The 25,102-nt window shown below is 53.7% G+C and carries 23 protein-coding genes; 7 read left to right on the forward strand and 16 right to left on the reverse strand.

Annotation, left to right across the window (positions count from 1 at the left end):
- Positions 1-21: 21 nt before the first annotated feature.
- The 3 genes from K3T83_RS23730 (at position 22) to K3T83_RS23740 (ending at position 3,652) form a co-directional block, all read left to right on the forward strand.
- On the forward strand, positions 22-1,071 hold the full coding sequence (locus K3T83_RS23730; protein WP_220205402.1) for a diacylglycerol/lipid kinase family protein: 1,050 nt from the start codon (positions 22-24) through the stop codon (positions 1,069-1,071).
- Positions 1,061-1,939 (forward strand): phosphatase PAP2 family protein, encoded by an 879-nt coding sequence (locus tag K3T83_RS23735; protein WP_220205403.1) that lies wholly within the window; start codon positions 1,061-1,063, stop codon positions 1,937-1,939. The genes K3T83_RS23730 and K3T83_RS23735 overlap by 11 nt, the downstream gene beginning before the upstream one ends.
- A 117-nt stretch (positions 1,940-2,056) precedes the next feature.
- A complete protein-coding gene (locus K3T83_RS23740; RefSeq protein WP_220205404.1) occupies positions 2,057-3,652 on the forward strand; it encodes a toll/interleukin-1 receptor domain-containing protein in 1,596 nt (531 codons plus the stop codon).
- A 54-nt stretch (positions 3,653-3,706) separates the two neighbouring features.
- On the opposite strand, the gene K3T83_RS23745 is transcribed toward K3T83_RS23740, so the two are convergent.
- From K3T83_RS23745 to K3T83_RS23800, 12 genes are all read right to left on the reverse strand, one after another.
- Positions 3,707-4,141 (reverse strand): YtxH domain-containing protein, encoded by a 435-nt coding sequence (locus tag K3T83_RS23745; protein ID WP_220205405.1) that lies wholly within the window; start codon positions 4,139-4,141, stop codon positions 3,707-3,709.
- Between the two features lie 114 nt (positions 4,142-4,255).
- On the reverse strand, positions 4,256-4,999 hold the full coding sequence (locus K3T83_RS23750; protein WP_220205406.1) for an SDR family oxidoreductase: 744 nt from the start codon (positions 4,997-4,999) through the stop codon (positions 4,256-4,258).
- A 33-nt stretch (positions 5,000-5,032) separates the two neighbouring features.
- Positions 5,033-5,893 (reverse strand): glycosyltransferase family 2 protein, encoded by an 861-nt coding sequence (locus tag K3T83_RS23755; RefSeq protein ID WP_220205407.1) that lies wholly within the window; start codon positions 5,891-5,893, stop codon positions 5,033-5,035.
- A gap of 26 nt (positions 5,894-5,919) precedes the next feature.
- On the reverse strand, positions 5,920-7,275 hold the full coding sequence (locus K3T83_RS23760) for a glycosyltransferase (RefSeq protein ID WP_220205408.1): 1,356 nt from the start codon (positions 7,273-7,275) through the stop codon (positions 5,920-5,922).
- Between the two features lie 74 nt (positions 7,276-7,349).
- Positions 7,350-8,291: a glycosyltransferase gene (locus K3T83_RS23765; RefSeq protein ID WP_220205409.1), complete on the reverse strand. Its 942-nt coding sequence runs from the start codon at positions 8,289-8,291 to the stop codon at positions 7,350-7,352.
- Positions 8,288-9,412, reverse strand: a complete 1,125-nt coding sequence (locus K3T83_RS23770; protein ID WP_220205410.1) for a glycosyltransferase family 9 protein — start codon at positions 9,410-9,412, stop codon at positions 8,288-8,290. Before K3T83_RS23770 ends, K3T83_RS23765 begins: the two co-directional genes overlap by 4 nt.
- Positions 9,409-10,569, reverse strand: coding sequence for a glycosyltransferase family 9 protein (locus K3T83_RS23775; protein ID WP_220205411.1), 1,161 nt, complete (start codon positions 10,567-10,569; stop codon positions 9,409-9,411). The genes K3T83_RS23770 and K3T83_RS23775 overlap by 4 nt, the downstream gene beginning before the upstream one ends.
- The gene (gene rfaE2, locus K3T83_RS23780) at positions 10,566-12,158 is read right to left on the reverse strand and encodes a D-glycero-beta-D-manno-heptose 1-phosphate adenylyltransferase (RefSeq protein ID WP_220205412.1); all 1,593 of its coding nucleotides are present in this window, start codon (positions 12,156-12,158) and stop codon (positions 10,566-10,568) included. The genes K3T83_RS23775 and rfaE2 overlap by 4 nt, the downstream gene beginning before the upstream one ends.
- Positions 12,146-12,811, reverse strand: coding sequence for a D-glycero-alpha-D-manno-heptose-1,7-bisphosphate 7-phosphatase (locus K3T83_RS23785; RefSeq protein ID WP_220205413.1), 666 nt, complete (start codon positions 12,809-12,811; stop codon positions 12,146-12,148). The genes rfaE2 and K3T83_RS23785 overlap by 13 nt, the downstream gene beginning before the upstream one ends.
- Complete coding sequence (locus K3T83_RS23790) at positions 12,811-13,497, reverse strand: D-sedoheptulose-7-phosphate isomerase (protein ID WP_220205414.1); 687 nt, start codon at positions 13,495-13,497, stop codon at positions 12,811-12,813. The genes K3T83_RS23785 and K3T83_RS23790 overlap by 1 nt, the downstream gene beginning before the upstream one ends.
- A gap of 349 nt (positions 13,498-13,846) precedes the next feature.
- Positions 13,847-14,173 (reverse strand): hypothetical protein, encoded by a 327-nt coding sequence (locus K3T83_RS23795; protein WP_220205415.1) that lies wholly within the window; start codon positions 14,171-14,173, stop codon positions 13,847-13,849.
- A gap of 5 nt (positions 14,174-14,178) precedes the next feature.
- Positions 14,179-14,886 (reverse strand): hypothetical protein, encoded by a 708-nt coding sequence (locus tag K3T83_RS23800; protein ID WP_220205416.1) that lies wholly within the window; start codon positions 14,884-14,886, stop codon positions 14,179-14,181.
- Positions 14,887-15,182: 296 nt separating this feature from the next.
- Here K3T83_RS23800 and K3T83_RS23805 point away from each other — a divergent pair, with 296 nt between their 5' ends.
- The 4 genes from K3T83_RS23805 to K3T83_RS23820 all read left to right on the forward strand — a co-directional run bounded on the left by K3T83_RS23805 (position 15,183) and on the right by K3T83_RS23820 (position 18,660).
- Complete coding sequence (locus tag K3T83_RS23805; protein ID WP_220205417.1) at positions 15,183-16,463, forward strand: ATP-binding protein; 1,281 nt, start codon at positions 15,183-15,185, stop codon at positions 16,461-16,463.
- 85 nt (positions 16,464-16,548) lie between these two features.
- Positions 16,549-17,232, forward strand: coding sequence for a response regulator (locus K3T83_RS23810; protein WP_220205418.1), 684 nt, complete (start codon positions 16,549-16,551; stop codon positions 17,230-17,232).
- A gap of 252 nt (positions 17,233-17,484) precedes the next feature.
- A complete protein-coding gene (locus K3T83_RS23815) occupies positions 17,485-18,219 on the forward strand; it encodes an MBL fold metallo-hydrolase (protein ID WP_220205419.1) in 735 nt (244 codons plus the stop codon).
- Positions 18,220-18,258: 39 nt separating this feature from the next.
- The gene (locus K3T83_RS23820) at positions 18,259-18,660 is read left to right on the forward strand and encodes a YrdB family protein (protein ID WP_220205420.1); all 402 of its coding nucleotides are present in this window, start codon (positions 18,259-18,261) and stop codon (positions 18,658-18,660) included.
- Positions 18,661-18,730: 70 nt separating this feature from the next.
- On the opposite strand, the gene K3T83_RS23825 is transcribed toward K3T83_RS23820, so the two are convergent.
- From K3T83_RS23825 to K3T83_RS23840, 4 genes are all read right to left on the reverse strand, one after another.
- Positions 18,731-20,191: a HEAT repeat domain-containing protein gene (locus K3T83_RS23825; RefSeq protein ID WP_220205421.1), complete on the reverse strand. Its 1,461-nt coding sequence runs from the start codon at positions 20,189-20,191 to the stop codon at positions 18,731-18,733.
- Positions 20,192-20,205: 14 nt separating this feature from the next.
- The gene (locus tag K3T83_RS23830; RefSeq protein ID WP_220205422.1) at positions 20,206-20,799 is read right to left on the reverse strand and encodes an RNA polymerase sigma factor; all 594 of its coding nucleotides are present in this window, start codon (positions 20,797-20,799) and stop codon (positions 20,206-20,208) included.
- 199 nt (positions 20,800-20,998) lie between these two features.
- Positions 20,999-22,561: an MDR family MFS transporter gene (locus K3T83_RS23835; protein WP_220205423.1), complete on the reverse strand. Its 1,563-nt coding sequence runs from the start codon at positions 22,559-22,561 to the stop codon at positions 20,999-21,001.
- A 297-nt stretch (positions 22,562-22,858) separates the two neighbouring features.
- Complete coding sequence (locus K3T83_RS23840) at positions 22,859-24,991, reverse strand: WD40 repeat domain-containing serine/threonine protein kinase (RefSeq protein WP_220205424.1); 2,133 nt, start codon at positions 24,989-24,991, stop codon at positions 22,859-22,861.
- Between the last annotated feature and the right edge of the window lie 111 nt (positions 24,992-25,102).

The following is a 25,102-nucleotide window of genomic DNA, read 5'->3' on the forward strand; positions in this document are numbered from 1 at the left end:
GCGGTGGGAGGAGACCAGGAGATGTTTTTGCGTACCGTGCTGATTCTCAATCCTACCTCTGGTGCATCGCTGCTGGCCACCAGTTCTGGTGGACCGGAAGATAATGAAGCTGCGATAGTAGCTGCCTTGCGGCAATATAACATTGAGCCTGAAATATGGTATACCACACCTGAGGATGCGGGGAGTGGCCTTGCTCGCCAGGCTGTAGAGGAGAAGGTAGATATTGTTATTGCGGCTGGTGGCGATGGGACGTTGCATGCAGTTGCCAGTGGATTGTTAGAGACTGAGTGTACGCTGGCGATTATTCCGTTGGGGACGATGAATAATATCGCCCGCAGCCTGGAGATACCTGAAACCATTGAGGAGGCATGTGCAATCATTGCTCAAGGGGAGACGCGGCAGATCGATGTCGGCATGATGAATGGGCAGGTGTTTCTGGAGGTAGCTGGTGTTGGTCTGGAGGCAGCTCTCTTTCCTGCCGCTGAAGAGATCAAGCGCTATGGCCTGTGGTCCACGTTGCACGGCATTGTGGAGGGGTTGCGTACGTTGTTTGCATTTCAGCCACTACGTTTTAAAATCGTGTTTGATGGGCGGCGCACGCGATTGTACAGGGCTATCCAGATCAGTGTGTGTAACACGCCCTATTATGGTGCCCGTTTGCGCTTTGCTCCGCGTGCGGTGATGGATGATGGCTTGCTGGATGTTTTGATCTATACTAATTTCAGCAAGCTTGAATACATTCAACATGCTATTTCGATCAGTCAGGGACAACGTCCCCTTGAGCCAAAGGTGGTGCGACGTAAGATTTATTCGATCTACATCGACGTGGTGAATCGGGAGGCCGAGCCGGTGGTGGTGCATGCCGACGGAGAACCTATCGGATATACACCAGCCAGCGTGGTTGTCCTCCCTGGAGCATTGCGTGTGCGCGTGCCAAAGAAGGTTGCTCAGGGACCGAACTTGCTGGATAAGCGGGCTAAAAAGAGAGAACTGTATCAGAAGGTCAGCAATCAGAAAGAGAGAAAGAGTAACGAACAACGAGAGGAGAATGGCCCCCTGTATGTCAAATAATATCAATGATCCAACGAAAACCAATCTCGCTGGCAAGCCACCAATGGGAGGGCAGCCAACGGTCAATTTACCAGAGATTGCCACCAGAGTTGAGCAGAACGTCAAGCCGGTAGTTGATGAGGCCCAGCGTGTTGCCGCTCAGACCTCGGTATCTGGACGGCGTGCAGTCTCACGTGGAACGATGTTCCTGGCCTTCTATCTCTGGCTGCTTTCGGGTCTGGTCATGCTCTCGCTGTTTGCTCGTCGAACCGATCTGTTCCCCGGCGATATGAGCATTACCGCTCAACTGCAAAGACGGCGCTGGCCCTGGTTGCGCAAATTTTTCTACAGCGTTTCGGAGATCGGTTTCCCAAAGTGGGCTGTGCCGCAAACGGTTGGATTGGCGGCCGTCTTCTGGGCCTTGCGTTTTCGCCTTGAGGCCATCTTTATTCTGCTGACCGGCTCATCCACGCTACTCAATGCGATTGTCAAACGCGTGATTAAGCGGCCACGTCCAACGGCGGAGCGTGTGACGGTGGTGCGCGTCATTAACGAACCGAGCTTTCCCAGCGGCCACGTTATGCACTATGTCAACTTTTATGGTCTGCTCATCTACCTGCTCTCTTCTAACTGGCGTTCCGGCAAGCTCAGAAATATCTTGATTGGCATTTGTACGGCGCTGATTTTATGTATTGGCCCTTCGCGCATCTACCTGGGGGCACACTGGCCGAGCGATGTCCTGGCCGGATATCTCTATGGCAGCATGTGGTTCGTTGGCCTGATGACGCTCTACCTGCGCGTGAAGGCCTGGCTTCATCCAAAGTTTGGCAAGCCACCTGAGGTGGTCAAACCACTGCGCCAGCCCGGTGATGATGACGGCGAGGATTGAACAAGAAAGATAGCAAAGAGGAGGATACACCACAAAAATGAGTATCCTCCTCTTTGCTATCTTTTGCCCCTCTTTGCGTTTATTATTGTATCAGTAAACGATTTAAGAGGGGAAACTATGGCGAATCAAGAATGTCTGGACTATATCCGACAAGGTGCGATGGTCTGGAATAACTGGCGTAATAGCCACGAGGTGCCCTATCTCGATCTGAGCGGGGCCGATCTCAGTCGGATGGATTTGCGTTCGGTTAATTTGAGCAGTGCGTATTTACACATGACCAATCTGAGCGGGACCGATTTGAGCAGTGCCAATCTGCGCCGGGCCTACCTGGAAGGGGCAAAGCTGAGCAGTGCGCTACTGAACAACGCTGATGTGAGTACGGCCAATCTGCATGTCGCCTCTCTGATCGATGCTAATCTGGACGGGGCAAATCTCAGTGATGCTGATCTGCGCGAGGCTCAAATGCAGCGCGTCTCCGCCAGGAGAACCATTTTCAGCGGAGCCAATTTGAGCGAGGCTGATCTGAGCGAGGCGATGCTCAGCGGCGCTCAACTGAGCAAGTGTCTCCTGCGTAATGTACGTTTGCGCGAAGCTCAACTTAATGGGGCTGATCTCTCTTACTGTGATTTAAGTATGCTCGATCTGGAAAACGTCGATTTGCATGAAGCGAATCTGCGCGAGGTTGATTTAACCGGCGTCAATCTGAGCGGGGCAAATTTGCGGCGCACCAGCTTAGATAAGGCCACATTAAGGGGGGCGAGCTTTTATGGTGCCACACTTGATGGTGCTCGTCTCGAAGCTGCCAATCTCAGCACGGCCTATCTGGGAGGTGCTCATTTGAAGCTGACAAATCTACGTGGCGCGGATCTCAGCTTTGTCGATTTTAGCGGTACAACACTCTTTCTGGCCGATCTCAGCGATACCGATCTCACACGCGCCAATTTTACCCGCGCTATTCTTGATGAGGCCGATTTTTCACGTGCCACGCTGGGCTGGACCATCTTTGGCAACGTCAATTTAAGTGCTGTGAAAGGATTGGATAGCGTCTCCCATCACGGCGCACTGGTGGTGGATATTGAGACGGCTTTGCGCTCTGCCAGAGGCCTTCCCACGAGCTTTTTGCAGGCCGCCAATCTTGCGCCTGATCTCATTGCCTCTCTCGCTAAAACGTTCTCTCCCGATCCGTATACATGGTGCATTTGTGCCTCAAGCCTTGACCATGAATTTGTAGCGTCTCTGCATGCCACGTTGCAAAAGAAGGGGATACGTTGCTGGTACGTGCTCGTCGATCAGCTACCAGAGGAGAAGCAACAGGAACATCTCGATGAACTGATTCGCCTGCATGACCAGTTATTGCTGGTCTGCTCGCAGCGTTCCGTCAACAATGATTGGATGAGATATGCTGTAGAGAATGTTCAGCATCGTGAGCAGCGAGAAAACAAAAAGTTGTTGCAGCCTATCAACCTGGACTATGCCGTTATAAAAAGCCAGGAGGATTGGGCCGTCAACATGCAACAAGCGCTTGTGGATTTGAGCATGTGGCAACAGGATAGCAATCGCTATGGGAGAGCTGTGAATCGTCTGGTGAAGAGTTTTCGTGAGGCATATGATTTGCCAGACTATGCCATATCTCGTCCGAAGCAGCTCGCCGGTAGCAGGCAGACGAATAGTCAGAGCAGTAGAGCAGCGCAGAGACGACGCAAGCACCCATAATGGTTCATTAAAGAGGCGCTGACAGCCCAGCGCCTCCTTAATGAAGAGCAAGTCTTACGATCGCCGTGGAGGACGATTTGGTCTTGTTCTATCGTTTGTCCGGTTTGGCGTATTGGAAGTCGTGGAAGTACCGCTGGATGGAGGGCCGCTGGGCCTGGTTTGCGGCTGCTGTTGCGGCTGGTTTGTCGCCGCCTGCTGCCTTACCTCACTGATATTAGTATTGGCGGTGCTGGCCTTCTGCGCTGTTTGTTGCGCATAATCCTGCACATTGGATTGCATTTGCGCCGTTCGATTGGCCATCTGTTGGACTTCTTGAACCTGCTGTTCCATCTGCTGGACGGATTGCTGAAGTTGTGGATTTTCCGGGGGGACACCACGCATATATCTGAAGCGCTCAGCGATCATGCGGCGCATCTCCTCGCCCTTCATTGGCGCTATGAGCAGGCTGATTCCAAATCCAACAAGCACACCATTGCTAAAACTACCCATCTTGTCACTCCTTATAGGCTTACTGGAAAGCAAAACACCTACATAGCACGTCCAGTAGAAGGCAAAAGTAACCGGCCTCTCCGAGGAGCGGGTGCCGTGGATATGGAGAATTGATTAAGGCCAACTTGTTTCGGTGAGCGGAGTGATAATGACTTCCTGGAGTGCTGATTGCTCTGGCACTTTGGCGGCGAAGACAATCGTGGCGGCAACATTAGCAGGACTCTGCAAGTTGCGCTCGTCTGGCATTGGGATGCCCTGTTCCGGGAAATGGTCGAAGAAGTGCGTGGTCATGCCACCTGGAATAACGGTGGTGACGCGAATATTATGCTCACGCCCTTCCACTCCCAGGCCGCGACTGAAGCCAATCAGCCCCCATTTCGAGGCGTGATAGGCCGAAGCATTGGCCCAGGCGCGGGTTGCGGCGGTTGAGGCGATATTGATGAAATGACCAAAATGCTGCTTTTGCATCAAAGGTAACGCAGCTTTGGCGAAGAGGAAGGGGCCACGCAGGTTTACGCCGATCACCTGATCCCACTGCTCGATGCTCATGTCGGCAACTGAGAGCGTATGATCGGTTCCAGCACAGTTGACCACGATATCGAGGCGGCCCCAGGTATCAACAACCGTCTGTACCGCCGCGAATACCTGCTCAGTGCCGCTGACATCGCAGCTGATTGCTACGCTATTTGCATCCCTGGCGCGCAACTCTTTGCTGACACGCTCAACATCCGCAACTTTTAAATCAACGCAGGCGACAGCGCAGCCTTCTTGCGCAAAGGCTCGTGCGGTGGCCTCTCCCAGGCCGCTACCTGCTCCTGTGACTAAGGCAACTCTTCCTTTTAGTGTTGTTTCGTTCATTGATATACCTTCTTCAAGTGATAGTTTTCTGGATCACGAACGGCTCGTGGAGCGCGTTCCTACGAGACCTTCCGTTTCTTCAATTAGTTCGGCAAACAGTTCTGTGGCGTTGCGGCGTCGATCTTCGACCGTCGTAGGCAAACCAAGATGATAGGTGCCGCTGGGAAGGATGCCGCAGCCGCCATATTTGCGGATCAAAAGAAACTGCACCACAACCTCCTCGCCAGCGTGTTCCGGCGGCAAGCGATGCCACCAGGAGAAGCCGCCGACACTGAGCAACTTTTCTCGATCAAAAAGCACGTTCGCGCCTCCTACCCAGGCGACCTTGTAGCGCACCACCGGCCTTGTCTCCGTCACCAGTTTTTGCTCTAGATGGAGCGGATTGGCGGCGTTGTTGATCAGGTGCCGATCCCAGGGCAGCGACTCCGGCGTGAATGGCTCTGGCTCAACTGCTCCCTGCCACAGCTCAATGTTTTGCTGATGTGGGCGTACATCGTGCAGATAGCCGGGACCAGTGGCGGGACAACCCACGAAGCCACAGCCATTTTGCCGTAGCACCGTGAGCATGCGCTCCATCACCTCTGGTTCTAGCAGCACATCGTCATCGATGAAATGGACATAGGGGGCGTTGCTCTGCTCCAGCAAAAAATGCCGCTGTTCGGCCATGCCGAGGCGCGTAGGATGGCGTAGCAGCATTACCTCTTGTCCGCGCCAGCGTAGCGCACGTACGATGGTCTGGATTTCGATGCTATCAAGGTAACTCTGTTTCTCCGGGGTCTGGTCAGAGACGATTACTCGAAAGTCTCTGAACGTTTGAGCGAACAGGCTCGTTAGAACGACGGCCAATCCCGTTTTACGTCCATATGTTGGTATAAGCACATCTATTTCTGTCAAGATGTTACGCCCCTTTCTTTTGCACGCTAACCAGCGAAACGCTCGCCCTGCCCTGTGAGCTGCTCCGCCTCGTTTCTGATTGTGCCATGCTTCCCTTTGACGCCATACTTGCGTGCCTGCTTTGTGCGAGTCGCTAGCAACGTTTCGTAGAGCGAGGCAGTACGCATGGCGACAATCGGCCAGGTATATTCCTGCTCGACTCGTAAGCGGGCTGCCTGCCCCATTTGCTCTGTCAGTGCAGGCTCCATCAGAAATTGGTAGAGCTGCGTTGCCAGTTGTTCGGGATCGCGTGGCGGCACGAGAAAGCCGGTCTCGCTATCTACAATGGTAGAGGTAATTCCTCCGACCGCCGAACCGATCACTGGACGTCCACAGGCCATCGCCTCCAACGGGGTCAGACCGAACGGTTCGTACCAGGGCGTGGTGACAGCGACATTGCCCGCGCTGTAGTAGTAGCGCAGGGTATCCTGTGAGCGTTTGCCAACGAAGAGAACCTGTTCGAGCACGCCCAGTTCACGAGCGAGGCTGGCTAGCTCGCCAATCTCGGGTGTGGCCTGTGGGTCTGGCTCGACGGTTTCGCCACCAACGATCAGTAAGCGGATCTTACGCGTACACTCGACCGATTCGGCCCAACTTTGTAGCCGGGCAAGTGCGCGAACGATGTTGCGCGGATCTTTACGCGGGATCACGCGTCCGATATAAACAATCACGAACTCATCCTGAGCCAGCCCGATGCGACGCCGTGCCTCTTCTCGTGCAACCGGTCGGAAAACGCGCGTATTGACCGCTGAGGGAATGGTGATGACCCGCTCTGGATCGGCTCCATAATCATCGACCAGTTCATGATATTCACCCGGGCACTGCGCAATCAGCCGATCCACCGTGCGAATGACCTCCATTTCCACCTGAATGCGGTCATCCGGGCTGGTATCGACCTCCTGCTGATATTTCTTTTTCGTCTTGCCCATCGCGTGAAAAATCTGGACGGAAGGGATATGCAAACGCTGGCTCAATTCGGCGGCAACCCAGCCAGACATCCAGAAGTTGCCGTGTAGCAGGTCGTAGCGAAGATCCTCACGGAGCATGAAACGGAGAAATGCATCGCGAAATTCTGGCATATACGGCCATAGCTCGTCCTTCAAGAGTGGCTGCGTCGGCCCTGCTGGCAGATGAACGATGCGTACACCGCGTGCCCAATCGATGATCTCTGGTGCTGTTGGATTGTCGCGGCGTGTAAACACATCGACTATGTAGCCGCGCCGTGCCAGGTTGCGACTCACCTCGTCAACATAGACATTCTGCCCCCCCGCATCCACTCCACCAAGCAGTGCGGCGGGGCTGGCATGCTCGCTTAAAAATGCTATCCGTACAGGTCTATCCATGAAGTTTATCCTCTCCTGCTATGCTGGATCTCTGTGGGCGTGTGAACCGTGCCTCTTCAAGAGATTATTTGTATCTAAAGCACGCGCGCGAATGCCGCGTTCCAATCGTGAATAAAGCGTTTCAGCCCGAAGCGCTCTTGCGCAACCTTCTTTGCATGCGCTCCCAGATGTTTCGCCTCTATTGGATCTGCTAACAGGCGGCGCATATGCTCTACCAGTTCGTCCACGTTACAGGAGATATAGCCGCTTTTGCCATTCTCGATGACCGTTGGCAGTTCGGTTGTTGCCAGTGCGATGATTGGCATGCCAATGGTCATGGCTTCGATAACTCCTAGAGGCAGACTTGTATAGCGAATGGGATTGAAAAAGAAGCGATACTCCGCAACACGTTTGTGCAGGTGGCGATAGGGAATGTCGCCAAGCCCGCCCAACTCCTCGGTCTCCATGCCCGTACAATCCAGGGGCAACTGCTCGCGTACCTTCAGGAAGATATCCAGTCCGATAATACGTGGCCGCTTTTGCATACCGTTGATCACTGTGATGCCGCGCTCAAGCTGTCCCTGATAGGTTGCGGTTGGATCAATGGCCACGCTATGCTCGATCACGACTGTTGGCGTGCGGTTGTTGTCCCACATCAATTGATTGAACTGGGTGACATGAACCAGCAGCACGTTCGGATCGTCGATCAGATGCTTGCTGTCGGTAGGGTGCGGCCTCGGCGTGTTATGCTCCAGATAAATCTTTGGGAGCCGCTGCTGCTCAGGACTCAGGATCTCGTATTGATCTTCCAGATAGTTCTTCGGCGTCTGAAAGATCACTAGATCCAGGTCGAGATTGCGCACTTCTTCCGCTGGCACCTCGCGCACATAGTCGGGCAGATCAAAGGTTGGTCCGCGCCCACTATAGCCGACCGAGCGATCAGGTTTGACCGGGAGATACCAGTCGTGATCGAGCCGCGCAAGCGTATTGAGATAACTTCCATGTATATGCCAGATGAGAATTTTCAATCGTTTCATAGTGATTCTCCAGCACGCGCTACGATTTTTCCATCCTTAGTTGTGGCGTCCGCCATCTCACGAAGCGGCTGCTTCGATAGATAGCTCGCGGCACCGTCTATGACACGCTCAGGATTGAGCCAGCGCAGGCAGCGCTGATCGATGGGACATTCCCAGAAGCTACATGGGCTGCACGAGACTGGCTGACGAACGGCGTGACGCGTGGCGCTCAACGGCTTCCAGCGCTCATATTCGGCAGGTCCAAAGATGGTGATGCCAGGGCAATGGACAGCATCGGCGATATGGGCCGGGCCGGTATCGTTACTGATAAAGAGGTCCAGTTTGCTGATAATGGCGGCCAGCCCACCGAGCGAGGTCTGCCCGACGAGGTTCATAGCGGGTGTTTGCATATATCGCATAACCACTTCTACGGTCATCTCTTCTCCAGGACCACCTGTAAGCATGATCTGAGCGTCGAAGCGTTGGGCCAGCGTATCGGCGACGGAGGCGAAGTACTCGGCGGGCCAGCGCCGCGCGGGTGGACGTGAGCCTGGATGCAGACCAATCCAGGGACGGCTCGCCTTTGGCAGTTGGCGCAAAAGCGTAGCCGCTTCCGTATAATCTTGCTCAAACAGCGGGAATTCCAGGCTCGTTTGCGATGCATCCGCCCCTAGCAGCTCTGTCAGACCGAGGTTGCGCACGATTTCTGGCTGATGGTGAGGGTACGGCCTGCCCAGCGTTAATCCTTCAGGCGGCTCGCCATCATAGTAGCCAACGCTTAGGGGTGCGTTCAACTCAAGCACAAAAGGATTGCTGGTCTGGCCGCTTCCGTGCATTTGTATGGTGAGATCGTAGCCATAGGCTCGCTGTTCCTCCAGAAAGCGCAGGCTGCGTTCTGGCTCGTAAGGCACCTCGCCGATGCCAGGATATCCTGCGAATTCGACGAAACGGTTCAGATACTGCGCATAGCGTTGGACAAACGATGCTGCCCAGGGCAGGCCGATCAGTGTAATCTCAGCATGAGGATAGCTTCGGCGGAGTGCGCGAAAGGCTGGAACCGCTGTGAGCAGGTCGCCAAGCTGAAGGGCGCGGAAGATGGCTATCCGGTGCGGCTGTCTCCGTATCATTGCATGTTTGCTCATGACAGCGCCTCCTCAGATGCCAGCATCATAATTGGCTCCGCTCTTTCTTGAGGTGCCAGGGTTGTATTGTGCTGATCGGTTTCTTTCAACAGTTCAGACGCAGCCTGTATGACCATCTCAGGCGAGACCATGCGCAAGCATTCGTGCTGGTGGGGACAGATGCGACTGTAGCAGATGCGGCAGGCGACATCGTGGTACAGCACACGGTTGGGAACGTGCCACGGTCCCCATTGCTCTGGGGGATTGGTCAGTGCAAAGAGCGCTACCACAGAGGTTTTGACTGCCGCCGAGATATGCATTGGCCCGGTATTATTGGTAATGGTAAGGTCTGCCATTTCCAATAAGGCGCACAGTTCGGGAAATGGCAGTGTGCCAGCCAATGCCACCGTAGACGCGCGATGTTTGGGCTGTACACGCAGCAGCACTGTATCAACTAATTCGCGCTCATGCTCTGCTCCTGTCACAGCGACAAAGGCTCCGAGTTGCTCGACAAGCAGATTGATAACCTGCGCGTACATTTCCCAGGGGTAGGTGCGTGCTGGCATGCTACAGCCGGGATGGACGACGATCAGCGGCGTATGCGCTGACAGATCAGGAGCGGCAAGTAAATCCATCATGCTCTCGCGTGCCGCAGGAGGTGTTTTCAGGACAAGTTCTGGCTCTGCCGCAGGTATACCAAGAGCGCCAACCAGATCGAGGCCGCGTTCAACCTCGTGCATCATACGCTCAGGGTGCTTATGGCGCGTTGTGAGCAGGGAGCCGGGACCATCGATAGAGGCAGCGGCGCGCAATGGAATATCTGCCAGATAGCAAAGATAGGCTGCCGGGAGCGCACTTTGATGGAAGGAGCCAAAAATGATGGCCGCGTCGAAGTGCCGCTCTTTGAGTAATGCAATCATCTGCTGTTCGCGCTGGCTATCCTGCGGAAGTTTGTGCCAGGGGTCCATCCAGGGAGCTTGATAGACAATGACATCATCGATATCGGGATCAAGCAGGCCGATCTGTGAACCAACCGAGCTGGCGAGCAGCGTTAATGATGCCTCCGGCAATGCAGCTTTGATGGCGTGAAATGCTGGTGTCATCAAAAGTACATCGCCCAGATTGTCCAGCCGGATCAGCAAGACGCGGCGTGCTGAGCGCCACTGTTCGTCTATCATCGTTTCCTCCCTGTATAGTGTTCTGATTCCTGTGCGGAGAGCGCCGTAATGCGATCAATCACGCTGCTGGTACTGATACTGCCAGCTAGCGGCAGAATAACGATTCGCCCCCCCGCTTCACGCACTGCCTCCGCCTCTGGCAAGGCTTCATAGGTATAATCTCCGCCTTTGACGTGAATATCTGGCCGCAAGAGGCGAATCAACTGCGTTGGCGTATCCTCGTCAAAGAGAACCACATGATCAACCATGTCCAGGGCCGACACCAGTGCCATGCGGTCTCGCTCGCTGTTGATTGGTCGCCCCGTTCCTTTGAGCCGCCGGGTGCTGTTGTCGCTGTTGATGCCAACGACCAGCACGTCGCCAAGTGCCCTGGCCTGTTGCAAAAATTGCATATGGCCTGCGTGTAAAATGTCAAATACGCCATTGGTAAAGACGATCTTACGTCCAGCTCGCTTTTGTGTTTCCAGCAAGGCAGCCAGACGAGCGGGCGAATCATGTTCGTTCTCTGCATGAGTCGCCGAGGTGTGGCGAGCATATTCTCTCAGGCTGACCCGCTGCAACAATTCCTGGTGTTGCACTACAGCGGTCCAGCGCTTCGTGACCGCGATACTTGCTGCGTCTATGGCAATCTGTGCCGCCTCTTCTGTACTGCCGCCAGCCGCCAGGGCCAGTGCCATTGCTGATGCAAACGAATCGCCCGCGCCTACATCGTTGGCATGATCAACCGGATGCGCCGGAACATGTAGCGCCTCACCTTGACGATTGAGCAGAAAGACGCCGCGCTCTGCCAGCGTAATCGCTACTTGCTCGGTTGCCAATTGTGCCAGCAGTTGTTGTGCGACAGCGTGTATTTGCTCAAGATCGGTTGCCTTGTCGAAAGAGGTGTTACGATTACCTTCAGTATGAACACGCTTTTGGGATGAGATATGGTAACATGCCTCCTGATAGTTAGGAGTGACAATTGTTGCTGGTAGCGTCTGGAAACGATGGAGCGCTTTGGAATCGATCAGCAACACCTTTGGTTGAGACGCGTGTAATGCTTGCAGGCGCTCGATGAGTTGTTCGGAAACCACTCCGTAGCAATAATCGGAGATAAGGACGAGGTCGCAGCGTGAGTAGATCTCCTCCAGGCGCGTTAGCATTTGTTGCTGGGCATCGGGGGCATTGGCCGCGTCCAGCCTCTCGCCCTCGTCGAAGCGCACCATATATTGTCCATTGGCAAGGATGCGCAATTTGTGATGCGTCGGCACTGATGCGTCTTCCACCAGCCAGGTATCACTCACCTCGCGCTCACGCAGAGCTTCACGCAGCAGCGAACCGGCGATATCGCGCCCCACGATGCTTAAAAACATCACCTCGGCATCGAGGGCCGCGAGATTGGCGGCAGTATTGGCGGCACCTCCAGGGATGCGATATTCCGCTGTTTTGCGCACGACTGGCACCGGCCCCTCGCTACAGAGGCGCGTGGCATCTCCTTCGAGGTAAGTGTCGAGCATCGCCTCGCCAATCACCAGTACTCGCAACTGACGAAAGCGTTGTACCAGATCCAGCAGCGAACCAGCAGTCCGTTTCCCCGTTATCGTGGGCATACGCCCTCCTCTGGCTTACTGGTTGCCTCCTGCTTATTCTCTCTTGTGGCGGGTTGCCAGCTGGCCGGACGATAGAGGAGATCCAGTTCAGGGTGTAGTTCCTCGATCGTTCTGATGGTTTGTAGCGCATGGCAGGTATCGCGTCCCACAAAAGTAGGGCAGCGCAGAAAGTGGGTGGGAGCCTGCTCCGTTCCCAGGTCTACCAGCACGGTGCGGCATCCGGCGCGATTTCCGGCCTCCACATCATCCAGAATATCGCCAACAAACCAGGAATGATGGAGATCGATATTGTGGTCAGCAGCGGCGTGCAATAGCATGCCCGGCTGCGGTTTGCGGCAGTCACAACGGAACGACAGTTCAGAGATAATTCCATCGGGATGATGCGGGCAGTGATAGATGGCATCGAGAAAAACGCCCTGCGCCGCGAATTGTGTCCTCAGATACTCATGCATACATTGGAGATCGGCCTCGGTAAAGTAACCACGCGCAATCCCCGATTGATTGGTGATTACGATCAAGAGCAACCCCATGCGTTGCAAGGTCTGTAGCTCTGCCGCGATGTTGGGATAGAGGCATAACTGTTCTGGCTGCGAAGGATAATGGGAAGGCTGAACCAGTGTGCCATCACGATCAAGAAACAGAGCGCGTTGCATCAGTGCCTCCCTTCGCTTTCGCGTGCCGATAGTTCGGTTTCGGTGATATCGCAAAGGATATGAGTCAGCATCATATGTAGCTCCTGGGCGGTCTCGGTCTCCACCGCTGGTACGCGGATGGTTAGATCCGCCTGCTTTTCGAGACGGCTATGACGGTTGCCGGTAATCGCAATCACCGTCATCAGACACTTGTGAGCCGCATTTGCCGCAAGCAGCAGATTCTCCGACTCCCCGCTGGTGCTAAAGGAGACAAGCAGGTCTCCGGGCTGGCCAAACGCCTGCACCTGACGGGCAAAGACATCCTGATATCCATAATCGTTCGCAACAGCGGTAAGCGTAGATGTATCAGTTGTGAGGGAGAGTGCCGCGTAGGGCATACGTTCGCGCTTAAACCGGCCGACCAGTTCGGATGCAAAATGCTGGGCCTCGGCCGCACTGCCGCCGTTGCCTGCCACCAGCACTTTATGTCCGGTACTCAGCGTGGCAACGAGAAGCATCGCCGCTTGCGTGATAATGGTTAAGCGTGCTGGCGTATTGAGTTGACCGAGCGCGGTATCAAGCGCTGCACGGCGCAAGGCCAGAGCCTCGATAATCGTGTGTTGGTAATGGTCGTGCGTGATGCCCGCCTGGTTAGCCCGGAATAGTGGGAAAAAAGCGGCACGTTCTTCCTGACTTGATATTCCCATATATAATCTTCTTTCACTCTATCAATGCATTGCTGCACGATCAATGATGATTTTTATAGAAGAGCTATTCTTATCATTGTTTTACGTTCATATAGTAAACGAAGCTTCTTTAATAACTCAAGTCAGCAGTAAACTGTTAAGTTTATTCTTAGCTTCTCCTAATATTTCTCATCATAGTTGAATCGCTAATGAGACTTTCCTGAGGGCAGAGCGTACGGTCGCTTTAGTTTGCTCACTGAAAGACCTCTACTTGTGCTTCACCTGCTTGTGACATAGTAATGTGAAGCGCAAGTAGAGAAATATGCTGCTAAATAGAATACGAATATTCAGGGTTGATAGATGAGGATGATTAAAAAGAGAGCGGTTCTGGTGATACAGGAGGGGTCATTAGATAACTGAGCAATAGCCCTGCCACACCAGACATGACGGTCACACCCATCCAGAGATGGACTGTCCAGGTGATGTTGCCGTGAGTGAACATGACAGTGACGAAGAAGCAGAGATTATAGATAATCGGGAAGGTGAAGGAGAAGAGGCGCAGGGCATCTAAACGCTTCGTTGAGGGTCGCAAGCGCCAGTAGAGCAAGTCGAGGATTACTCCGGCTACCAGAGTTGCGATGATCAGCGTGTATTCATCTTGAAAGAAACTGATCAGCGTTGTGTTGAGCGTGAGCATGAGTGTCAGCGCTCCAGGGGCAGGTGCCAGCGCCGCAACGCAAACAGAACAACCCCGCTGAGAATAGCGCTTTGCAGCAAGACGCTGGCGGCACCCCAGGAACCTTTCTCTTCGGTATAGGGCAAGCTGGTGAGCAGATCTGTCTCTACTGCCGGATGCGCAAAGCTGGTGAAGAAGGAGAAGATGCCAAGCAGCACTCCCAGCGTGAGAACGACGGGCAGCAGCGTTGACCAACTGTGTTTCTGAGTAGCGCGTCGCCAACAGGCGCGCAAAGGACCGCTGACGATCAACAGACCGCCCAGCGCGAGCAAGAGATGGGTTGGACTGAGTAGCGGATCGATGCCCTCCTCGATGCCGAAGAGGGTATGCCAGATTAGATCGCCTCCACCGGCCAGAAGAAAGAGCGGAACGCCCAGCAGCGAGAGGCCGTAACCATCGGGTAGTGCCTTGAGCCAGGAATAACCTCGCGCATGATTGATCAGCAGCACGCTTACCAGCACAACAGCGTTGACAAAATAAGCTGAGTAGAGGACTGCGTGCCAGGGCGTAAAGAAGGTAGTATCTACAAGGCCGTGATAGTGTGCCCAGCCGTCCAGATAATTACCGCTGATAAACAAAACTGCTAGTCCGGCCATCAAGCGATCAAAGCCAATGCCCCCAATTGGTGTACTTTGCTCTCTCGCCTGCTCTTTCACGATCCCGGTTGAAGCCATATATCAGCGTCCTTTCTGTGCTAGCAATTTGTACTGGTAATTCTGTACTGACTGTTCTACATTTCTATAAGCACTCTCCTTGATTATTGTGTATGCTGCTCTCTCAAGTATAGCAGAAAATTTGCACGATTTATATGGAGTAGTCAGGATCAAAAATTTTGGTTCAGTCAGAAGTCATATGACCTCTGGCACATTGAAGGGGAAAGGTGCTTTCTGCTACACTATGCTCAGGTACGGAACAATAAAACTACGAATGAGCAGTGCTTCGCGTAAACAACGGAAAGAGATTCCCCGCTATGATATACAGATCAGATGGGCAGCGCCGCCGCTGGGCATGGTGGTTTATTCCCCGACCCTTCGATGTTGTTTCGTCTTTTCTCTATCCAAGTGTGCTGGGAATGTATTTCTATAACCTGCTTTCTAACTGTGGCTGCAAAGCGGTTATGCACAGTGAGCAGGCTATCGTTTTGAGTGTCGTTGCGACCTTGCTCCTGTTATGTATTGATCGTATGGAATACTGGCGCTATGGCGAAGAGACGCCACGCAAGACCGCCATCGGTCTGCTGATTGCACGTGCCGTCTTGATCGAAACCGTTGCCCAGATCGATCATTTTAGCTTTTCGCCATTCCTCTATCTCATCTTGCCTCTGCTCGCCTGCCTCTATTTTGGCATGCGCACCGGTTATGCGCTGGCTGTTGTTGCCTGGCTGATCTACATGCTGAAGCATGTGTTGCGCCATTCTTTTAGCTTCAGTACCGCCAACGAGATGGAGTATCTGTTTGTCTTCACGATTGGCCTCGTGTTTGTGCTGCTGATGGCGCGTGCTGTGCTGACTGAGAGGGCGAGCCGGGCGCGTGCAGAGCGATTGTTGGCTGCTCTGGAGTCGTCGCATCAACAACTCAAGCTCTATTCTGAGCAGGCTGCTGATCTTGCCGCTACTCGTGAGCGCAATCGGCTGGCACGCGATATTCACGATACACTGGGCCATTATTTGACGGTAATCAACGTGCAGCTAGAAAAGGCGCAGGCGTTTCGCAAAAAGAAACCTGAGGAGGCGGACCGTGCGGTGGGCGATGCAAGGCGTATGGCGAACGAGGCGCTGCAAGATGTTCGCCGCTCGGTTGGCGCACTCCGGCAAACAGAGGAGCTATTCGCCTTCTGGCCCTCAATGAACGCATTGCTTGACCAGTTTCGCAGCGAGCAATACCAACTCACCTTGCGCGTTGAGGGCCACGAGGAGGGCTTTTCAAAGCAGCGCTTGCTTACGCTCTATCGTGTAGTTCAAGAGGGATTGACCAATATACGCAAGCATGCGCAGGCCCATACTGTGCAACTCGATATTTACTTTGACGAGCAGGAAGCAGTTCTCTCTTTGCACGACGATGGATGCGGCTTCGATCCCACTGTGCAGTATGATGGTTATGGCTTGCAAGGCATTCAGGAGCGTTTAGAGGTCATTGGTGGCACACTGACGATAGAGAGTGAGCGCGGAAGTGGTAATATGCCAGGTAAAGGCACCAGGCTCAAGGTGATAGCGCCGAAGGATAGCTATATTCCCCATCCTGTTTCGGCATAGTGCAAGCTTGCTCCCCTTACAATGCTTATAGCAATCTGTATTTTTATCTGTGCTATAATTGTGCTTGTGAAGAAGGGAGTACACGATGCTTGAGGATGCCCGGGAACAGGCTGTACGCGTGCTGGTGGTGGACGATCAACGCTTGATGCGCGATGGGATCGCTTCATTATTAAGCATTCAGGATGGCATCAAGGTTGTTGGAACAGCCGCCAGCGGTCAGGAAGCGCTTGAGCGTGCGCTGGCGTTGCGTCCCGATGTCATTTTGATGGATGTGCGCATGCCCATGATGGATGGCGTGGCTGCCACTGGCCGGGTACGCCGCCAGTTGCCGAGCTGTCAGGTGCTTATGCTCACAACTTTTGATGACGAAGAGTATGTGATTGATGCGTTACGAGCCGGAGCCTGTGGCTATCTGCTCAAAAATATTCCCGCGCCTGATCTCGCCCGCGCAGTCCATACCGCGCATAGAGGCATCTATCAACTCGATCCAGCCGTTGCGGGCAAGATAGTTGCATCCCTGGCACACTCGACTAAACCAGTTCCCTCACCGCCCGATCCCGCTGTGATGAGTAACGTTCCAGATCTCACGGGCCGCGAGATTGAGGTTTTGCGCCTCATCGCCCAGGGTGCCACCAATCGCGAAATTGCCTTGTCGCTGGTAATTAGCGAGGGAACGGTTAAGAACCATATTTCAAACATCCTCAGTCGTCTAGGACTCCGCGACCGCACACAAGCCGCTATCTACGCGCGCGAGAACGGCCTGCTCTAAATCGCTCGACTCCTCCTCTGTCACACTTCAATCACACCCAGAGGATGTTCTGAATGCACCAATGAATGAGGTTTGACAGAGGATTACGAAACATACGGTCGGTTTTTATCATAATTGCAAAATTGCTGTGCCTCAATTTTCATAGGTCTTACCCCTTGACAGTCTAATGATATTAGATTAATATATATTCATATTAAATAAAACCTTTCGTTGCTTAGAAAATAAAGAGATTCGAGAAAGCGAGTATTGGCGATGAAGATCACAAAGCATGGCGATAACCTTGTGAAGGTGACGTTTATGGGTGTCATGAACTGCTATTTCGTGCGCGAGGATGATGGGCTCACGCTGATCGATACCGTTATCGAGGGACGCGCGCAACACATTATTCAGGCGGCACAATCGCTGGGACAGCCCATCAAGCGTATCGTTTTGACGCATGCACACGTAGATCATGTTGGCTCGTTGGACGAACTGCATGCAGCGCTCCCTGATGCGGAAGTGATGATCACCGCTAGAGATGCACGGTTTCTCAGCGGGGATATGAGCATGGACGATGACGAGCCAAAAGACAAGTTGCGTGGCGGCTATCCTCTGCGCAAAACTCGTCCAACGCGGCTGTTGCATGAGGGGGATCACATCGGATCGCTTGAAGTGGTCGCCTCACCCGGTCACACGCCCGGACACGCCTCCTTTTTAGATGTTCGCGATCGCACCTTGATTGCAGGAGACGCTTTCCAGACGCAGGGCGGAGTTGCTGTCAGCGGAACATTTGTGCCACTCTTTCCTCTGCCGGCTTTTGCAACCTGGCATAAACCGCTGGCATTAGCGAGTGGACGCAAATTGCGCGCTTTAGAGCCGTCCCGGTTGGCTGTGGGTCACGGACCTGTACTCGAACAGCCACTAGCTGCGATGGATCGCGCTATCGAGAAAATGGTTCGTACGTTGGAGCGCGAAGAAAAAGCTACTCAAGCCGCCGCGAGCCGCTAAGAGCTGTTCTAAGAGAAAGTTTTACAAGGGGTGATAACCATGTCGCAGCATCCTATCAATCTTGCGGTTCGCTTTTTGCTTGAGCTGGCAGCTCTGGTCGCCTATGGTATGCTGGGCTGGCATCTTGGCTCTAACCTTTTTCTAAAGGTGGTGCTGGCGCTGGTTTTTGTCGTGCTGGCGGCACTGCTCTGGGGATTGCCAGCGGTTGCGGGAGATCGTGGTCGCTCCGATAAAGGGCCGTTGATGGTGCCAGGATGGGTGCGCTTGATCGTGGAGATGGGTGTTTTTGTGGGAGCGGTATGGAGCTTCTATATTGTTGGATCTGGCATGGCTGGCTTCTGGTTTGGTGTGATTGCCGTTATGCAATGCTTGACCGCATATGATCGGATACTGTGGTTGGCTGGCTTTAATCCGAGATGGTCTTCTCGCACGAATGCATAAAAAAAGCGGCGCTTGCTCACAGGTCCGGTGTATGGGAGCAAGCGCCGCTTCCTGTTATCATGTGATCTTTTTATGGTTGTTTTGGCCCGCCAGGATTTTGCATGGTATCGGGCATAAGGAAGAGCATCTGTGCGATCTTATCCAGAGTATCGGGATTATCCTGAAAACGCTGAAGCATGCTTTGAGCGTCGTTCTCATCCATTCTGCCGGCCTTCACTTCTGTTTTGATGAGATTAGAGATGGCGTTGAGTTCTATCTTGTGCAGTTGATCAACGTTTACCCCCTGATCTGCCGCAATCTCCTGTAGGGTTCTTCCGGCGTTGAGTTGTTTGGCGATATCATCAGGTGAAAGGCTCAGGCCACTGGCAATATCCTGGCGTGCCTGAGAAGCAAACTGATCATCCAGCATCAGTTTATTATCAGAAGGAAAAGCTACCTTGCCCTGTTGTGAACTGATGGAAGATGTCCCAATACTGATCGAGGGCGCGGGTGATGAATCGGTGACGCGACCGAACATAAAGAAGACAAGTGCAACAATCACAAGCAACACAATCCACCAGCCTGTAGTGCGTCGTGAGCGAGTGGGCAGACTGGTGAGTTTCTCGCCGTGAGCGGTTGTTGCGCCACTGTTATACTCATAGGAAGGTTCAGGTTGCGGATCTCTCGTTCGTTCCTGGTATATCTGCTCCTGAGATGGCGGCTGCTCAGCTTCCATTTGAGCATATATTTGCACCTGCTCTCCGCTCGATGGTTCCTGTGGCGTATGGGATTGCCATTGCTGGTTGGGCGTGGAACTTTGAGCAGCATAGGCCTGTTGCTGCTCGTAGAGAACGCGCATTGGTCTGCTCGTATCGCTGCTATAGTCTATAGATACCGTATTCTGATCTTCGTCAGACAGGGTGCTGGTGGTATGGCCGTTTTGATGGCTCTCTTTTTGTTGCATAATGTGTTGCTCCCATCGCTGCCCCTCGAAGGCAGCAGAAATTTCAAGCTCAACGCTAGTTGCATGCCATTGCAGGGCAAGGGTAGCGGCCTCTCGGACCATATGATCGTCATCGTGCAGGGCTGTTTGCAAGACAGCCTGTGGGACGCGTCGCCCCTGCTTGCCGAGCGCGAGGACCGCCATTTCGCGTACATGCCAGTCGGGATCGTGTAGTGCTGCGACCAACAGATGCAGTGGTACATGGGGACCGGCGTTTCTCAATGCGCTGAGGGCAGCCGCCCGTACTGATGCATCGTCGTCTTTCAAGCTGGTCGCCAGCAATTCGACGGGAACCCCACTTTCCAGCCGTTCCAGCGCACGGACGGCGTTGAGTCGCTCCTCCCAATCTGCGCTGTGTAGTTGCTCAACCAGGGCCTTTACAGATATCACAGAGATCTCGGGTTTGGAAGTTTCGGGAGAAAGTCCAAGTCGTTGTAGCACAGTCGGCAAGAGCGAGGGAGGAACCTGTGCTGATTCAGCAAGCTTCTGATCTCCCTGTTCGTTGTCGTGATTGTCTGAGATCAACTCTTTGTGCTCTTTGTCTTTCATTGTTTTCTCTTTACCTATAGGAACTGTTGAGCTTGCAGGCTCTTGCGTAAGAGTTGTGTGCCGCGATAGACGTTGGACTTGACGGTGCCCACTGGCTGGTTGAGCAGTTCTGCAATCTCGCGATAGCCCAGCTCTTCGAAATAGTAACAACTGATGGCGACGCGATATTGTTCGGGGAGGCGTGCGATCATGGCCTCCAGCTCGCGTATCTCCTCTCGCTCCTCCAACATTTTTTCTGGGTGCCCGCGCTCGTCGCTTTCGAGTGCCAGCGAGATCTGCTGCTCTTCCGACAGATCGAGCGAAGTATAGTGCAAGCGTTTATTGCTGTTGTGGCGATAGCAGATATGCAAAACGATCTTATACAACCAGGGTTGCATCTTCATTGCACGGATGCGCTCGGCGGGGTAGTCCGCCAGCGCATGGTAGGCGCGAATAAATGCCTCCTGGGTGATATCTTCGGCGTCCTGTGGAATACCTGTATAGCGCAGGGCAAACGCATAGAGCCGCTGTTGAAAATTCAACACCAGTGATGGAAAATAGCGATTCAGGTCGCTTGCCAGTAGATTCATGTCTAAACAATCTGGCAACGGTTCGCTAACAGGTTCCATGCATTCCCTTCTAAGACGACTCCAAATCCGTTTGTTTCGTTTCTAATAAGTAGAATACAGAAAGATGCGTTCTGGTTGCAGAATCCCCTGGCAATTTTGAGAATGTAGGAAATTTGGCGTAGAGAGCGGAGAGAAGGGCGATGAGAGGAGATTTTTTCTACAAAAAAGGGAGGCGAAATTTCACCTCCCAATTGTTTGGTTATCCCAGGTGCGCCAGTGGTTCGGAGATCGGTTCCTCTCCAATCTCTGCGCCTTCTTCTTTGTAGGTATATTTCTCGGCGCGTCCACCAGGCAAGAAAAACACCGTTACTACCGCAGCCAGAGCCAGTGCTACGATTAGCGCATAGACCCAGAACAGTGCTTGCGAAAGGGCAAGTTCTAGCTGGTTGAGAAAAGCGGCTGGTAGCGTTGCACGTAGCTCCGGGGTGAGCAGGACGTTCGCGGGAGCGATATCGTGCGGCAGGCGTTGTGCAACCGAAGCAAAGCGCGAAAAGATGGGCGCGAAGAGCGCTGCCATTTGTGCATTGAGGATCGTTCCCATTACTGCAACGCCGATGGTGCCGCCAATCGTACGTACAAACTGAGTCGAGGCGGTGGCGACGCCACGCAGGTTCCAGGGAACCGAGTTTTGCACTGCTAGTGTATAGACAACGCTGGCAAAGCCCATGCCCGCTCCGGTCAGAATCATCGCCACCACAATGAAGGTCAGCGACGTTTCTTTGGTGAAGAACATCGTCATGATGACGCCAATCGCGGTGAGAGTGGTTCCCAGCAGGGATGTGAAGCGATAGCCGTAGCGGATGATCAGCTTACCGCTAAAGGTCGCGGCAACCGGCCATGCTAGCAGCATCGGCCCGAGCGTAATTCCGGCATTGGTGGCACTGCCTCCCTGCACACCCTGAACAAAGAGCGGCACGTAGGTTGTGACGCCAAACATCGCAACGCCCAGAATCAATCCTCCCACGCTGGACAGCGAGATGATGCGGCTATTGAACAGGCTCAGTGGCAGAATAGGCTCGGCAGCTTTGAGTTCTGTATACAGGAAGAGGGCGAGCAGCGCAATGGCTGCGGCGAAGAGGCCGAGGCTGGGAAGCGAGTTCCATGCCCAGGTCGTGCCACCTTGCAAAAGGGCAAAGAGGAGCGCGACAATGCTGCCGGTCAATGTCAATGTGCCAATGTAGTCCAGATGATGTTTTTTGCGCTCAACATTTTCTTTCAGCGCAATAACGACGAGCAGGACGGAGATCAGGCCAAAGGGCAGGTTGATGAAGAAGACCCAGTGCCAGGAGAAGTGGTCAACGATCAGCCCACCCAGCGCCGGTCCAACGATGCTGGAAAGACCCCAGACACCGCTGAAGAGACCCTGCACTCGTGCGCGCTCCTCCAATGTGAAGATGTCGCCGATGATAGTGAGTACCAGCGGCACAACCGCACCTGCTCCTAGCCCTTGAATGGCACGGAAGATGATCAGTTGCTCCATCGTTTGTGCTGATCCACATGCCACCGAACCGACCAGAAAAAGGAGTGAGCCAAAGATGTAGAGCGGCTTACGTCCATACAGATCGGCCAGCTTCCCATAGATCGGGACCGTTGTGGTCGAGGTCAACAAATACGCTGAAAAGACCCATGAATAGAGCGTAATTCCCCCCAACTTTCCCACTATGCTTGGCATTGCTGTGCCAACAATTGTCGTATCGAGAGCTGCCAGAAACATCCCTAACATCATAGCGACAACAACAATGGCTCTTGTTTGTTTGGTCATGCGTGAAAATTCCTCGTCTTTCATTGGGCGGAAGGAAATAAATCTAACTTACCAGTGTCCGCACTACCTAAACATTTGATCTATATTTATTTATTCCCATCGCCCTTGATGAGATGAGGACGCTATCAGCACTGTCGAACAGTGATCTAACGTGCAACATTTTACGTATAGAACGATATGGGCTATTCTGCATCCCCCTCTCCCATCTCGGCTGGTTCTACTGAAAGAGAATGAATGGCCCTTTTGTTCTTTCTCCCTGCTTTTGCAGTCAAACGACTGCAAAACACGTGACAATCCTTAAATGCCCTCCGGCTTCCAGACACGCACTATGCCTCCAAGATCTACAGAGGCGATCTGTCCCGTTGATGACCAGGATACGGCCAGTACTGGCGAAGAGTGGCCGTGAAAGTTATAGACAACCATATTCTTGTTTGTATCCCAGATCTGGACTGTTGTATCCCAGGATGCAGAGGCGATGTATTGTCCATCAGGCGACCACGCCACGCTCCAGATTGGTGATGTTCCGTTTTTGTAGATGACAGCCTCAGTGCCGCTCAGGGCATTCCAGACCTGTACCGTCTTGTCGTCGCTGGCCGATGCGATACGTCTGCCATTGGGCGACCATGCCAGCGCCTCAACGACATCGGTATGATTGACATACGTCATGACGGCGCTACCAGTTCGCACATCCCAGACATTGACGGTTTTATCGGCGCTGGCCGAGGCGAGTAACATCCCATCGGGCGACCATGCCACCGATGTCACTTGAGCGCGATGCTGCCCGAGTACTTTGACTGTGGCACCCGTTTGCGCATTCCAGATATGAATCACGTGGAGTGCATCCGCTGATGCCACAAACTTGCCATCGGGTGAGCAGCACACAGCCAGGACCGGAGCCGCGTGATCGGTATAAGAGAGGATATGCTCGCCGCTCGTGGCATTCCAGAGTTGCACCGTGGTATCGTAGCTTGCTGATGCGATGGTATGTCCATCGGGCGACCAGGAGAGCGCGGAGATGCTGCCGGTGTGCCCACTATATGACGCCAATACTTTATTGTTGGCAGCACTGTAGACCTTCAAGCTATCAGGCATGATGCCACCCGCCGCGTAACTCTGCCCATCGGCAGACCAGGCGACGGAGAGCAGGGCCGTATCGGGCAATTGCACGCCGTTAAAGTCTTTGAGTATTGCTGGCATTGCTGTCGGCGTCGCGACAACCACATTTGTTGGTGGATGTGGACGCTGGGAAGGTCTGTTTAGTAGATTGAAAGCCAGGATGCCCAGGCCCACTGCGCCCCCCGTTATCAGCAACTTGCGACGCGACAGGCCACGCTTCGGTGCGACAGGAGGGCGATAATACTCCTGTCGCTGCTGCTGTTGCCTTTGTTCAGCCTGTTGGGCCATTGAGCCCCGCTCATAACCCATTTCTGTATAGTTCATGTCTGGAGGATTGTCGTCAGCACTGGGGACCACAAAAATTGGTGCCTGTCGTGGTGTTTCACGGGCTGCCAGCCCACGTGGGCGTCCGCTGGCGATCTGTTGTAGCTCTTGCCGCACCTCCATCATGCTGCCGGGGCGCTGATTGGCGTCTTTATCGAGCATGCGAAGGATCAGTTCGTCGAGACCTGGATAGCCTGGAAGCATAAGCGGCGGGAACACAAAAGGAGCTTCGGCGGGATCGCGGCCACTGAGCAGCTGATGCAGGGTCGCGCCCAGGCTATAGATATCGCTACGGGGCGTGGATTGCCCCTTTCCGTATTGTTCGGGTGCGGCATAGCCAGGAGAGCCGAGGGCCATCGTGTCGCGCGCCTGTCCCTGTTTGAAGAGGCGTGCAATACCAAAATCAATCAGGTACAGTTGGCCCTCGGGCGTGCGCATGATATTGGAGGGTTTGAGGTCGCGGAAGATGATTGGCGGCAGGCGATTATGTAAGTATTCCAGCACCGAGCAGAGACTTATGCCGATCTGGAGAACCTCATCAACCTGGAAGGTGCCATCTGGTTGTGCGAGATAGTCCTCTAGCGTCTCGCCTTCTATAAAGCTCATCACGAGATACCAACTGTGCTGCTCCGCGAAGTAATCGTAGATAGCCGGTAGATTGGGATGAACCAGCTTTGCCAGCAAGAATGCCTCGTGCTTGAACGCCTCGCTTGCTTCAGCGGCCTCCTGTGCACTCAGTCCGCTCTGGCTCATGGCCTTGATCGCCACAACTCTTTCGGCAAACTGCGTATCCACCGCTTTGTACACCTCGCCGAAGCCGCCGCTACCGATATGCTCAACGATACGGTAGCGCTCTTTCAACAGATGATCGAGCGGCAGTACTGAAGTTATTGTATGTAGGAGCAAGCCACAGGCCACACAAAAGCGGCCCTGAGCTGGATTCTCAGTTCCACAATCTGAGCAGAAGCGGCGAGATGTCGTCATGACCATGAATTCACCTTCCTCAATAAGCCGTATCTGTATTGATATCTGTCTTATGGTAACGCATTTCGGGCGAAATTGCTATCTTGTTCACCGTTGGAGCGTGAGATCTGATGTATA

The organism is Reticulibacter mediterranei (genome assembly GCF_016587455.1).